Genomic DNA, 12,817 nt, shown 5'->3' with positions numbered 1-12,817 from the left:
TCATCCGGCCTCACCCCACCCCTCGGCCGGAGCCCGGCGCCGTGCCCAGCCACTTGGCCGCCGCCTCGGCCCGGCTCGTGCTGTGGAGCTTGGCGAAGATGCGGTTGATGTGGTTCTTCACCGTCTTCTCGCTGATGAAGCACGTGGCGGCGATCTGCTGGTTGTTCATCCCGGACGCGATGAGGTCCATGATCTCCGCCTCCCTCGTGCTCAGTTGGTGACGCGACCTGTCGGGGGCGGCCGGACGGCCACCTGTCCACCCAGACGACGACTGTCCCACAGATGGTTGCACCTGCGAAAGGTTTTCCGTAGAAATGGGTGGCGGTGATACGTGGAGTGGTGTCAAAGAGCCTGAGTTGAGCGGTTGTTCATGAGGGGAGTGGCCACCCTTTGCCTCCGTTTTCCCGTGTGCACTCGCATCCCTCAACTGCGCCAGCAACGCCCCCGCCGCCGTCGCCGTGAAGTGCGGCCTGCCTTCCTTGATGTCCCTCACCGCGGCCACCAGCTGGTTCACCGTGAACTCGCCGTGGACCAGGTAGCCGCCCGCTCCCCTGCGCAGGGCCTCCTGGACGATCTCCGATTCCCTGCTGTACGTCAGCATCATCACCGGGGCGATCCGCACCAGGTACGGCAGTGCCGAGATGCCGTCCACGCCGGGCATGCGGACGTCCAGGAGGACGACGTCCGGGTGCTGGGCGCGGGCGGCGTCGTAGGCCTCACGGCCGTCGGCTGCCTCGGCGACGACCGTGATGTCCTCGCGGCCGGAGAGCAGGGCGGTGAGGCCCGCGCGGACCACCGGGTTGTCGTCGGCCACCACGACCCGCAGCGGGGGTCGCGGCGGGATGTCCGCGAAGGGGTTGGGGGGCGGGTGCTCGCCGCCGGGCGGGGGGAGTGTCGGGTCCGGCATGGTGCTGCCTCCTCTCCTGGTCATGGGGCTGGTCGCGTGGTCAGGGCGGCGAGGGGGAGTTCCAGGCGGACCTCCGTGCCCCGGGGGTGCGTGCCGCGGCCGATGCGGATGCGCGCGCCCACCGAGGCCGCCCGTTCCACCATGCCCACCAGGCCGAAGTGTCCTGCCCGGCGGAGTTGTTCGAGGGTCGTGCCGGGCGGGAGGCCGCGGCCGTCGTCGTAGACGCTGACGCGCAGCAGGTCGCCGTGGACGCCGGCGCTGACGTCCACGTGGGTGGCTCCGGCGTGGCGGTGGGCGTTCTCCATGGCCTCCGTGGCGATGGTCAGGAGCTGGCGGGCGACGGCCGGGGGGACGGGCGGTACGGGCCGGCCGCCGGTGGGGTGGTACGTGGCCGGGACACCGGTGCGGGCCGTGAAGTCGGCGGTGCGGGCGGCCAGTTCGGCCGGGACGTCCGTGGCGTGGGTGGGGTCGGACTCGCGGCGCAGGTCGGAGAGGAGTTCCCGGGACTCCGCGGCGGCGCGCCGGGCCGAGCGGGCGACGAGTTCCGCCTGTTGTTGGATGAGGGTCGGGTTCATGCGGTCGCCGTCCGCCGAGCCGGCCAGGCCGTCCGCCAGCAGGGCCACGCCGTGCAGGGTCTTCGCCACCGAGTCGTGCATCTCGCGCGCCAGGCGGGCCCGTTCGGCGCTCACCGCCTCCGTGACCGCCAGGCGGGCCTGGACCGCCGTCAGGGCCTGGGTGGCCTCGCCGAAGCGGAGCATCAGGCCGCGCAGGCTGGAGCCCACGGCGCCGGCGATCACGCACAGGCCGGGGAGCAGCGACGACTCCGCGATGCTCGGGTCCGGGTTCTCCAGCGTCGCGTACACCAGGAGGAGGATCAGGGCCTGGAGGGAGGCGAACGCCGCGGCGCCGCGCCAGCCGTAGACGAGGCCGGCGAGCAGCGGGGTGCAGACGCTGACGTAGGCGAGGGTGGTGTCCGGGCCCGCCGAGACCAGGAGCAGGAAGCCGAAGAGGGTGTCCAGGACCAGGAGGGTGGGGTGGCGCAGGAGGAGGGGGCCGAAGCGTTCCCAGTCCCTGAAGAGGGCGTAGGAGGCCATGAAGGTGACGACTACGGCCGTGCCCACGAGGCGGGTGCCGAGGCCCGGGTTGGCGTTCAGGAGGGCGGCGGGGGCGGCCAGGGCGATCATGGCCAGGCGGAAGCCGAAGACCTGGCGGCACATGGCCTGGAGGGCGTTGACCTGGATGGGGATGGTGGGGGATGCGGTGGGTGTGGGGACGGGTCGGTCTTCGGCCGGGAGGGGGTTGCCGTCTGCGCCGGCCGTGCGGGGTTCGTCGGCCTCGGGTGCGGGTGGGCCCAGCGGCGGCTCGGCGCCCTCGGTGGCCTTCCTCCCGTCGTCCCCGGCCCCGGCTCCGCCGCCGGTGACCGCCTCGGTCCGGGCTGCCTCCGCCGCCACCCACCCCGGCGGCAGCGCCGGTGTCGCCGTCGTGACCGGGATGTCCGGGGCGCCCGTGCGGGTGTGGGGCGGGAGGACCGTGCCCGTCGGGGGTGTGGTGATTTCCGGCGGGGCCGGGCGGCGGCGCAGCAGGCGGGTGCGGGTGGTCGGCGGGTCCGTCGCCTCGGCCCCGCCGGTCCCACCCCGCGTGTCCTGCCGCAGTCCCCGCACTCCGCTCACTCCCCCGTGATCGTGCCGAAGTCCGTGCCGGAGCCCAGGATCAGGCCGGCGCCCAGCAGCAGCATCGTGGCCGGGACCATGAACGTGGTGATCATCATCGTGGCCTTGGGGACCGCGCGGGCGGCCTTGCGGCGGGCGTTCTGGGCGTCCGTGCGGCGCATGTCCTTCGCCAGGGCGACCAGCGTGTCGACGATGGGCGCGCCGAGTTCCTCGCCCTGCTGGAGGGCGGTGACGAACATGGCGACCTGCTCGGAGTCGTTGCGGCGGCGCAGTTCCGCGAAGGCCTGGCGGCGGCTCATGCCGAGGTCCATCTGGCGCAGGGTGATGCGCAGTTCGTCCGCCCAGGGGCCCTCGTACTTGGAGGCGACGCGGTCCAGGGCCTGGCGGAAGCCGAGCCCGGCGCTGACCACGACCGCGAGGACGTCGAGGAAGTCCGGCAGGGTGCGTTCGATCTCGTCCTTGCGGATGCGGATCGCCGCCCAGATGCCCACCTCCGTCCAGAACGCGCCGAAGGCCAGCAGCAGCAGCGCCACGAAGATGTCGCCGCGCATCAGGAAGACCAGACCGCCGAAGCCGCCGAGGAAGCCGTAGACCGCCCGGCGGGCCGCGTAGCGGTCGATGGTCAGGCCGCCCGGGTTGCCCGCCAGGTCGATCTTGCGGCGGTACTTGGCGACCTGCTTGGGGCCCATCATCCGCAGGACGGCGGGCGCGTACCGCATGCCCAGGCGGTCGACCAGGGAGTCCACCGCGCCGGTGCGGGTGGCGCCGACCTCCAGGGCGAGCATCAGGTCGCCGGGGAGTCTGGCCTCCGCCCGGTACATGCGGATGCCGGCGAAGACGCCCCAGACGCCGAGGCCCATGAGGAGGGCCAGCACCAGTGCCATGACTCGATCTCCCCTCTGCTGCTCAGACGTCGATGCGGGACAGGCGGCGGATGAGGACGAAGCCGACGGCGTACAGCGAGAACGCGATGATCACGGCCGCCTGGCCGAAGCCCGAGCCGGTCATGCGTTCCAGGGCGCCGTCCTTCACGCCGTTCATGAGGAAGAGGGAGCCGACGCCCAGGACCGGGACGGCGTACGACGTCATGGTCACCTGGGACAGCTGGGTGCGGACCTCGCGGCGGGTCTCCTTGCGTTCCTCCAGCGTCTCCGTGAGGTTGCGCAGGGCGCTCACCACCTGGCCGCCCGCCCGGTTGGACAGGACGAGGGTGGTGACGAGGACGACGAGTTCGCGGGACGGGAGGCGTGCCGCCAGCTCGCCGAGGGCGTCGTCCAGGGAGGCGCCGACGGCCAGCTGGTCGGCGACCTTGCCGAGTTCCTCGCCCGCCGGGGCCTCCAGTTCCTCCGCCGCCATGCCGATCGCGGTGCGCAGGGCGAGGCCGGCCTGGGTGGCGTTGGCGAGGATGCGGGCCAGTTCCGGGAGCTGGTTGATGAACCTCTCGATGCGTTTCTGGCGCTGCCAGTTGAGGAACTGCAGCGCCACCCAGATGCCCAGCAGGCCGGCCAGCGGGCCGAAGAAGGGCGCCAGGGTGGCCTGGCCGACCAGCCAGAGGCCGGCGACCGTGGCGAGCATGCAGACGAAGAACTCGCCCGGCGTGACGTCGAGACCGGTCGCGGCCAGCCGCAGTTCGAGGTTCCTGCCCGCCTTGGTGCGGCGCAGTCGGCGGTCCAGGCCGGCGAAGTTGCGGCGCCTGCCGCCGGCCGGGGTCTGGCCCGTGGCCGACAGGCGGTCCACGAGGGCCTGCCGCTGGGCCCTGCCCTGCGCGTAGAGGTGCAGTCCGGCGACGGCGAGGACGCAGGTCAGCAGGGTGATGCCGGTGGTGAGGGTGACGAGGGTCTGGAAGTCCATGGGGGCGGCACCTACCTGGCTTCTCGGGTGGTGAGCTGGTCCGCCGACTCGGCGACGCCGAAGGCCTGGGGGATGGGCTGGCTCGCCATGTAGAGCCGGTCGGCGGTGCGGCGCGGCAGCGGGTAGTAGGCGAATGCGCCGTGGATGCGGCCGTCGGCGGCCATCGGCCGGGCGTTGAAGCGGGCGACGGTCACCAGCCGGTACGGCTCGCTGCCGTGGCTCTCCAGCAGGGCGATCTCGGTGATGCGGCGGGCGCCGTCCGCGAATCGGGTGAGCTGCACGATGACGTCGACGGCGCTGTTGATCTGGTCGTGCAGCGCGGGGAAGGGGATTTCCACGTCCGACATGGAGGCCAGGGTCTGCAGCCGCATCAGCGCGTCCTCGGCGCTGTTGGCGTGCACGGTGGCCAGGGAGCCGTCGTGGCCGGTGGACATCGCCTGGAGCATGTCCAGGGACTCGCCGCCGCGGACCTCGCCGACGACGATGCGGTCGGGGCGCATGCGCAGGGAGTTGCGCACCAGGTCGCGGATGGTCACCTGGCCCTTTCCCTCGACGTTGGGCGGGCGGGACTCCAGGCGGATGACGTGCGCCTGCTGGAGCTGGAGTTCGGCCGAGTCCTCGATGGTGATGATGCGTTCGCTCTCGGGGATGAGGCCGGACAGGGCGTTCAGCAGGGTGGTCTTGCCGGTGCCGGTGGCGCCGGACACGATGACGTTGAACTTCGCCTGCACCAGCCCGGTCAGCAGATACACCATGTGCTCGTCCACGGAGCCGAGCCCGATCAGCTCCTGGAGCGTGAAGGAGCGCGGGAAGCGGCGGATGGTGAGGGTGGCGCCGGTCAGGGACAGCGGCGGGATGATGACGTTGACGCGCTCGCCGGACGGCAGGCGGGCGTCGACCATCGGGTTGGACTCGTCCACGCGGCGGTTGACCGTGGACACGATCCGCTCGATGGTCTGCATCAGCTGGTCGTTGGAGGCGAACCGCAGCGGGAGCTGCTCGACCCGGCCGCCGCGTTCCACGAAGATCGCGTCCGGGCCGTTCACCATGATCTCCGTGATGGAGGCGTCCTCCAGCAGGGGTTCCAGGATGCCCAGGCCGAGGGCCTCGTCCACGACCCGGCGGATCAGCTGGGAGCGCTCGACCGTGGACAGCACCGGGCCCTCGCGGCTGATGATGTGCCCGAGCACGCGCTCCAGGCGGACCCGTCGCTCGGCGGCGGCGAGCGAACTCATCTCCGCGAGGTCGATCTCCTCCAGGAGCTTGGCCCGGTAGGAGGCGACCAGGTGGCCGTCCTCGCCCCGGTTGCCGTTCTCCTCGGGGGCGTTGATGCGTGCCCGCAGGCTCATGGCGTGGGTGCTCCTCGTTGCTCGGTCAGTGGTCGAGCGGCATCGTGGCGGTCTTGCGCGCCGGGCCGAAGTCCCAGCCGGGGACCACGGAGGGGATGTCGACGGTCGCGGTCACGGTGACCTCGTCGCCGTGGTCCGCGCGGGCGCACTGCATCCGGGCCGACACCCAGCCGCTCACCGCCGCTTGGCAGTCCGCGGCGTACGGCCCGTCCAGCGAGGCACTGCGCGCCCCGGCCCGCGCGGCCGTCCCCGCCTGCTGGGCGGCGTAGGAGATCAGGCCCAGCTGGACCGCCGCCAGGGCGACGATCAGCAGGACGGGGAGGAAGCCCAGGTATTCGAGGGCGACCTGCCCCCGGTCCCGGCCACCCGCACGACGCGGGCCGCCGTCCCTTCGGCGGTACGTCATGACCGTGTCGCCTCCTCGACGGCCCCCGCGTGCCCCTTGACCGTGAACGGGAAGTCGATCGTGCCCGGGAACAGCACGGGCACCTTGAGGCTGACGTCGGCGGTGACGTAGCCGTTGCCGGTGGTGCAGCTCACGTCGGCGCCGTCCCTCCACGCGCTCGACAGCTTGTCGAGCCCGGCCGCCGTGCACTTGCCCGACCGGCCGGACTCCGCCGCCGTGCCCGCCCGTACCGCCTCGTCGGCGGCGTTCCCCGCGAGGGTGAAGGTGTACCCCACGAGGACCGCCTGCCACAGCGCCACCAGCGTCACGACGATGGTCGGGGTCATGCCGAGGAACTCGATGGTGACCTGCCCGCGGTCGCGCCACGGGCTCCGCGGCCGCACGCCGTCCACGCGCCCGCCGTCCGCCCCCGCGCCCCTCGTCCGCATGCCGCTCATCCGCCCGCCTCCCTGCGCCGCCGCAGGTTCACCGCGCCCCGGTCGCCCCGGAGCCTGCCACCCTTCTGGGCGCCCTCGGTGGGCTTGACCAGTCCGAGTTCGCCCGCGAGGCCCCACAGTGCCTGCTTCACCGTGCTCTTGCTGTCGAGTTCGTGCAGGCGGCCCGCGTCGACCGCGCCCTGGAGCTCCTTGAAGTTGGCGGGGACCGCCGTGCGGGCGACGTTCGTGCCGGTGATCCTCTGGATCAGGGGCGGCTGGATCTCGGTGGCCCGGGTGTGGCGGTTGACGACGATCGTGGTCTCCTCCGCCTTGCGGATCTGCAGCCGGTCCCACATCCGCACCGTCCGCTTGGCGCCCCGTACGGCGACCACGTCCGGCGTGGTGACCAGCACCGCCGTGTCGGCCATCTCGACGGCGGCGGCACCGGCCCCGCCGAGCTGGGCGCCGCAGTCGATGACGACGACGTCGTAGCGGGAGCGCAGGGCGCTGACGATCTGGCGGACGGCGCGGTCCGTGACGTCCTCGCCGCGTTCGCCCTCGCCGGGGGCGAGCAGCAGCGCGAGTCCGGAGTCGTGGCGGAAGACGGCGTCGGCGAGGACGCGCGGGGAGATGTCGGTGATGGCGGCCAGGTCGGCGACGGACCGGCGGAACTGGACGTCCAGGTAGGAGGCGACGTCGCCGGTCTGGAGGTCCATGTCGACCAGGGCGGTGCCGCGCCCGGAGGTCTGCGCGGCGAGCGCGAGCTGGATGGCGGTGAGGGTGGTGCCGACGCCGCCCTTGGCGCCGCACACGGTGACGACGGTGCCGCCGGCGCCGGTGAACACATCACCCCCGGTGCCCAGGTGGCGGCGTACGCCCACCGACCACTGGGCGACGGCCTGGACGCGGCTGGCGAGTTCCTCGTAGCTCAGCGGGAGGGCCACCAGGCCCCGGGCACCGTAGTCCATGGCGGCCTGGAAGAGGCCGGGGCTGGGGTCCGAGGTGACGAGGATGACGCCGACGGCCGGGAAGCGCAGGGCGACTTCGCGGACCAGTTCCAGCGCGGGGACGGGGCCGATCCGCTCGTGCACCACCACGACCTCGGGCAGCTCGTCCACGGACTCGGCGGCGAGCCGCGCGAGGGTGTCGACGAGCTGCGTGGAGTCCACGACCGGGGCCACCGGCTCGGCGTCCGGGAGCTGGCTGAGCAGCGTCGTGAGGGACCGGACCGCGTCCGCGTCACCGACTGCCGGGAGGATCCTCGTGGGCATGCGGGCCTCTCACTTGTCCTTCGCGAGTTCGTACGTCCGCTCCCGGTCGGGGACGGTGGTGTCGCTGCCGGGCGCGACCAGCGCGAGCCGGACCCGCTGGGCGAACGACTCCGCGTAGGTGATGCGCTGGGCGTCGAGGGTGGACAGTGCGAAGGTGATCGGGACGGCGTCGGTGGGCTCCTGCGTGCGGTCGCTCTCCTCGGGGTCCAGGGCGGTGATCTCGCCGACGTCGAGGACCTTGGCGTTGGTCACGATGATCTTCGACTGGGAGGGGGCGCCCTCCCGCTCGCCCTCGAAGGTGGCGTACACGTTGACCGTGGAGCCCGGCGTGATCTTGCCGGCGACACCGGTCGCCGCGTCGACCATGATGGCGACCTCCTGCTGGCCGGGCCGCAGCGCGGGCCGGTCGACGATCATGTCGCTCTGCAGCAGGGAGCCCTCCCGCAGGGTGGTCACCGCGATCTTGCCGCGGATCTGGGAGAGGTCGGTGACGGCGTTCTGCGACAGCCACCGTTCGGGCATCTCGATCTTCTCGAACTGGCCCGTGCTGAGGGTCGTGTAGGGCGCCACGTCGGCCTTCAGCCGGTAGGCGGTGACCTCCGGCCCGACCTTGGACTTCACGTCGCTGATGACGGAGAGCACGCCGGCGAAGGCGCCCAGGGCGCAGACCACCGACAGGAGCAGGAGTATCACGCCGCGGCGCTGACGGGAGTTCATGAACCGTGCAACCTCATTGGGGGATATCGGTCGAGCGGGAGGCGGTCGGGGTGGGGGGCCGGGGCGGGCTCAGCCGGCGGGCGTTCGGTGCTCCAGTCGGTTCTGCGGTCGGTTGTCCGGTCGGTTCTCCGGTCCGTGGTCCGGCCCGTGGTCCGTGCGGGGGCCGTGGTCCGGCGGGGTCGCGGAGCAGAAGACGCAGCGGTCGCCGATGACGTCGATGCCGCACCAGTGGCACACGCCGCGCCGCACCGACGTGACGAGCTGGTAGAGCACCGACAGGTCGGGCAGGAATCCGGCGAACTCGATCAGCTTGCCGGTGCCCCACCAGCGGGCGGACTCGGCGGGCAGGGCCGTCTCGCGCAGCCCTTGCACGTTCCAGGACGTGGCGAGGGTGCCGGTGACCCAGTCGGACTGCAGCTGCCCCTTGCCGACCAGCATCCAGGTGCCGAACTCCGGGCCCGGCAGGACCGCTTCGGGGCCGAGGCGGACGAGCTGCGGCTCGGGGTGGGCGAGGACGGCGAACTGGCTGCCGGGCACCCAGGACCGGGCGTGCGACTTGAGGGTGACGGGGATGCGGTCGAGCCGGGCGACGGAGCCCAGCAGCGCCCCGGCGTGGATGTAGTGGGTGAGCAGCCGCCCGGCGGAGGCGAGGACGCCGGGGCTGATGTCGCAGGACGCCAGCTGCCGCAGCTGGCGGGCGAGGACGGCGACGCCGAGCGGCGGCAGGTCCGGGCGGAACAGGGCTATCCGGTCGCTCTCCAGCAGGGACCGGACGGTACGCAGCCGGCGTTCCACCGCGGGCCGCACGGCCGCCGAGTACACGACGACGACATGGCCGTACTGGTCGAGCAGGACCTGGGTGTCGGACAGCACGTGGTCGAGCGGGCGCCGGTCGACGTCGTGCAGCACGACGGCGGGCACCGTCCGGTCGTCCTGCGGTGGCAGCGCCATGTCGGCGCTGGTCACGGCAATGGCAGTTGGCACGCGCGGCTCCCCGTCTCCCCATGCCCGGCGGCCCGTCGGCGTGTCGCTCCGACGCAGCCCGGTGACTTCACTGCGTGACTTCCTCAGCACTGTATCCACGGCTCTGTGACCGGAGAACAGCGTTTGTGTAGCTGGAACGGAACTGGCATCGCACAAGAGGAGGCAAACCGGGGCAGGTTGAGCATCTCGCCGGCCGGACCGGGCGTCTGCCGGGTGTGGGTCCCGTGCGCCGCGTTGACGCTGGGCCTCCCTTTGGGCCCTCGGGCCCACGCCGCCCGCGGCCGCCCGTGCCTACTCTCGCCGTCCACACAGGTGAGGCCACTGCGCGAGGAGGGGTGCCGTGTGACGGGCGGCGGGGGCACACGAACGTACGGCCACCACAGACGCGACTTCGGCGACCGGGGTGCCACCGGCACCGAGTACCTGGGCATGGTGGTCGTGAGCGCGGCCGTCGTGCTCGGCATCTCCGCGACCGGGCTCGGGCAGCTGATCCACGACGAGATCGCCGCGCAGATCTGCAAGGTCGCCGGCGGCGGCGACTGCGGGACCGGCGCCGCGGACCGGGGGAAGCCGCTGGCCGACGCCGACTTCGAACCGTCGCTGTGCCAGGTCTCCTCGGTCACCGACAAGGCGGGCTCCAAGGCGAAGGTCTTCTTCTGGGAGATCGGCAAGGAGTACGGCTTCCAGGAGCAGCACCTGAAGGCGAGGACGGACGTCAACGGCGACGGCCGGGTCGACGACAAGGACGAGATGGTCTACCTGACCTTCACGGACACCGCGTCCGTCGCCGCGAAGAAGGACTTCAGGCCCGGGATGACGGTGGGCCGGTTCGGCACCGACAAGGTCGAGCTGGGGCTCGGCGTCAAGGTGACCAACGGCGACACGTGGGTCTTCAAGAGCCCGCAGGAGGCGCAGCGCTTCCGGGACGACATCGAAAAGCTCCAGATGTACGAGATGCGGCGCACGATGCCGGGCGGCGCGGAGGCGAGCGTCGGCGAGAGCATCCTGTACCTGTTCGGGTCCGGTCCCCTCAAGGACGAGGAGGAGACCCGGGAGCGCGTCGAGAAGGGCCTGGGCGGCGACCGGAAGATCACCTACGGCAAGGTGGGCCTGGAGGCGTCGGCGTCCGCCGGTCTGAGGATCTCGGCGGCCGACGAGAAGAAGCTGAGCGCCGCGCTCGGCGGCAGCTTCCGGTACGCGCCCGAGGTGACCTGGACGGACAACGCCCACGCCGACACCAAGTCGTACACGTACGCGTCGTCCATCGAGTACGGCACCAAGGCGGGCTACGAGGCGGGCCCGCTCGGCGGCGAGTTCACGGCGAACACGAAGCAGACCGGCACCATCACCGTCACGTACGACAAGGCGACCGGGAAGCTGGTGCGCGTCGACATGACCCGGACCGTCGAGGAGGGCGGCCGGCGGGACGGCGCCAAGGTCGGCGGTGACAACGGCAGATCGGGCGGTGACAAGCGGGGCGGCAGCGGCAGCGTGAAGGGCACCGACAGCGCCAGTGGCATCGAGATCGTCGCCCACTCGGTGAGTTTCCCGGCGGGTCCGGAGGGCGACGCGGACCGGGCGGTCGCGGAGGCGTGGCTGGACAGCGCCAACGAGCAGGTGGCGACGCCGTTCCAGTACATGTTCGACGACCACGCGCCGACGGCCCGGCCGGGCGCGGACGACCCGTTCGGCCGGCTGCTGTTCGACAAGGGCCAGTCCAGCCGGATGACGTACACGGGCGAGGTGAACGCGGCGGAGTACGGCTTCGAACTGAACCTGGGCATGAGCCTCGGCCTGTCGGTGAGCACCGAGCAGAAGGCGGAGACCCTGACCGGCGCGGAGTTCCTGGGCGCCCCGCACGGCAACGGCCGCTCCTACGTGCCCTACAGCTACTGTGCGAACTGATCGGGGAAGGAGCCGTCACGATGAAGACGCGCCGCACGCACCTGGCCGCCGGCCCGCTGACCGCCCTCGCGCTCGCCTGCTGCGTCTGCCTCGCCGGCTGCGGGAGTTCGCCGTCCGGCTCCGGTTCCGGCTCCGTGCCCGACGGCTGGGGAACGCTGGAGACGAAGGGCGTCTCGGTGTCGTACCCGAAGGGCTACGAGGAGTGGGGAGCGGCCCGGCGCGGCAAGCACAACGCGGCGGCGGCCGGGCGCACGGAGGGCGGCCGTACCGTGTCGGTGATCACCGTGCAGCTCGGTTTCACGCGGGCGGACTCGGCCGAGCGCGCGGCCGTCGCGGCCGAGGCGGGCATCCAGATGGGTGCCGACGTCGAGGGGCAGACGGACGTGGAACTGGCCGGTACGGACGAGGCGAAGCGGATCGACTTCTCCTTCGAGGCGACCGGCGAGGACGGCGGGCCGCCGAAGGGCACCCCCGTGGAGGGCGTGATCCTCACCGGCCTGGACTCCACGGACACGGCGTTCGCGGTGCGGGTCGACGCGGCCGGGGGCGAGCTGTCCGAGGCGGACCTGGCGCGGATCGTCGAATCGGTGGAGGTGCACTAGAGGTGGCGGTGCCGGGCGCCGGCCGCGTCCTCCTGGTGCTGCCGGCCGCGCTGCCGGTGACGTGCGCGCGGCGGCTGGTGACGGTGGCGCGGGCGCTGCGGCGCGGGGTGTCCCCGGTGGTGGCGGCCCTGGCGCTGACCGCGGGCTGCGGGATGGCGGCGCTGGGCCTCGCGACCCTGCTCGGCCACGAGATCCTGGGAGGCTGCTGATGCCGCCGTACGGCACGTCCCCGCGGGCGGGGACGACCTCGGGCCCGACGCCGGCCCTGGTCCGGGCGTGGGCGGTCGGCGTACTCGTCCTGGTGTTCACCGAGTACGCGCAGATGACCGTGGTGTACGGCTATCTCGTCGGGCCGCGGGGCGTCGGCTCGTTCGGCGCGGCGCTCGCGCTGGTGCATCTGCCCAACCTGGTCTGCGTGGTGCTGGCGACGTGGGCGGCGGCGCGGGCGCATCCGGAGCCGTGGCGCGGGGTGCCGGTGCGGCACGCGGTGGCGGGGTGCGCGGTCCCGGCCGCGGCGCAGGTGCTCACGCTGTCGCTGCGGTGGGACCGGACGGGGTTCACGAGCCTGGCGTTCTGGATGTCGACGGCGGTGGTGCTGGCGGGGTGCGCGGCGGGGATGCTGCTGGACGCGTGGAGGCAGGGGCGGGAGTAGGCCGCAGAGAGGGCTCCGCCGGTGCGCAAGGTGCCGTGGAACCGGGCGGGTTGACCTGCGATTTGGTCGGGACCCCTTGACAGTTGA

Annotated in this window: 14 protein-coding genes; 4 read left to right on the top strand and 10 right to left on the bottom strand. The window is 72.5% G+C overall.

Annotated elements, in window-relative coordinates; all coding sequences use genetic code 11:
* Positions 1-10: 10 nt before the first annotated feature.
* From AB0M97_RS13275 to AB0M97_RS13230, 10 genes are all read right to left on the bottom strand, one after another.
* Entirely contained in the window at positions 11-907 is an 897-nt protein-coding gene (locus AB0M97_RS13275; protein WP_365960927.1) for a response regulator transcription factor, read from the bottom strand.
* A gap of 20 nt (positions 908-927) precedes the next feature.
* On the bottom strand, positions 928-2,490 hold the full coding sequence (locus tag AB0M97_RS13270; protein ID WP_365960984.1) for a histidine kinase: 1,563 nt from the start codon (positions 2,488-2,490) through the stop codon (positions 928-930).
* An 83-nt stretch (positions 2,491-2,573) separates the two neighbouring features.
* Positions 2,574-3,461: a DUF5936 domain-containing protein gene (locus AB0M97_RS13265; RefSeq protein WP_365960925.1), complete on the bottom strand. Its 888-nt coding sequence runs from the start codon at positions 3,459-3,461 to the stop codon at positions 2,574-2,576.
* Between the two features lie 22 nt (positions 3,462-3,483).
* Positions 3,484-4,428: a type II secretion system F family protein gene (locus AB0M97_RS13260; RefSeq protein ID WP_365960924.1), complete on the bottom strand. Its 945-nt coding sequence runs from the start codon at positions 4,426-4,428 to the stop codon at positions 3,484-3,486.
* Between the two features lie 11 nt (positions 4,429-4,439).
* The gene (locus AB0M97_RS13255) at positions 4,440-5,777 is read right to left on the bottom strand and encodes a CpaF family protein (protein WP_365960923.1); all 1,338 of its coding nucleotides are present in this window, start codon (positions 5,775-5,777) and stop codon (positions 4,440-4,442) included.
* A gap of 25 nt (positions 5,778-5,802) precedes the next feature.
* Positions 5,803-6,183, bottom strand: a complete 381-nt coding sequence (locus AB0M97_RS13250; RefSeq protein WP_365960922.1) for a TadE/TadG family type IV pilus assembly protein — start codon at positions 6,181-6,183, stop codon at positions 5,803-5,805.
* On the bottom strand, positions 6,180-6,620 hold the full coding sequence (locus tag AB0M97_RS13245) for a pilus assembly protein (RefSeq protein WP_365960921.1): 441 nt from the start codon (positions 6,618-6,620) through the stop codon (positions 6,180-6,182). The genes AB0M97_RS13250 and AB0M97_RS13245 overlap by 4 nt, the downstream gene beginning before the upstream one ends.
* Positions 6,617-7,870, bottom strand: coding sequence for an AAA family ATPase (locus AB0M97_RS13240; RefSeq protein WP_365960920.1), 1,254 nt, complete (start codon positions 7,868-7,870; stop codon positions 6,617-6,619). Before AB0M97_RS13240 ends, AB0M97_RS13245 begins: the two co-directional genes overlap by 4 nt.
* Before the next feature lie 9 nt (positions 7,871-7,879).
* Entirely contained in the window at positions 7,880-8,587 is a 708-nt protein-coding gene (cpaB, locus tag AB0M97_RS13235; RefSeq protein WP_365960919.1) for a Flp pilus assembly protein CpaB, read from the bottom strand.
* Between the two features lie 69 nt (positions 8,588-8,656).
* Positions 8,657-9,538 (bottom strand): hypothetical protein, encoded by an 882-nt coding sequence (locus AB0M97_RS13230; RefSeq protein WP_365960983.1) that lies wholly within the window; start codon positions 9,536-9,538, stop codon positions 8,657-8,659.
* Positions 9,539-9,913: 375 nt separating this feature from the next.
* Here AB0M97_RS13230 and AB0M97_RS13225 point away from each other — a divergent pair, with 375 nt between their 5' ends.
* The 4 genes from AB0M97_RS13225 to AB0M97_RS13210 are packed head-to-tail and all read left to right on the top strand — an operon-like array spanning position 9,914 to position 12,730.
* A complete protein-coding gene (locus AB0M97_RS13225; RefSeq protein ID WP_365960918.1) occupies positions 9,914-11,476 on the top strand; it encodes a hypothetical protein in 1,563 nt (520 codons plus the stop codon).
* A 20-nt stretch (positions 11,477-11,496) separates the two neighbouring features.
* Positions 11,497-12,078 carry a hypothetical protein gene (locus AB0M97_RS13220; RefSeq protein WP_365960917.1) on the top strand — a complete coding sequence of 194 codons (582 nt, stop codon included), beginning with the start codon at positions 11,497-11,499 and terminating at the stop codon, positions 12,076-12,078.
* A gap of 2 nt (positions 12,079-12,080) precedes the next feature.
* On the top strand, positions 12,081-12,287 hold the full coding sequence (locus tag AB0M97_RS13215) for a hypothetical protein (protein WP_365960916.1): 207 nt from the start codon (positions 12,081-12,083) through the stop codon (positions 12,285-12,287).
* A complete protein-coding gene (locus tag AB0M97_RS13210; RefSeq protein WP_365960915.1) occupies positions 12,287-12,730 on the top strand; it encodes a hypothetical protein in 444 nt (147 codons plus the stop codon). The genes AB0M97_RS13215 and AB0M97_RS13210 overlap by 1 nt, the downstream gene beginning before the upstream one ends.
* Positions 12,731-12,817 lie beyond the last annotated feature (87 nt).

The organism is Streptomyces sp. NPDC051207 (assembly GCF_040682395.1).
GTDB lineage: Bacteria > Actinomycetota > Actinomycetes > Streptomycetales > Streptomycetaceae > Streptomyces.
The sequence above is the reverse complement of the archived record's forward strand: the minus strand, read 5'-3'. Positions and strand labels throughout refer to the sequence as shown.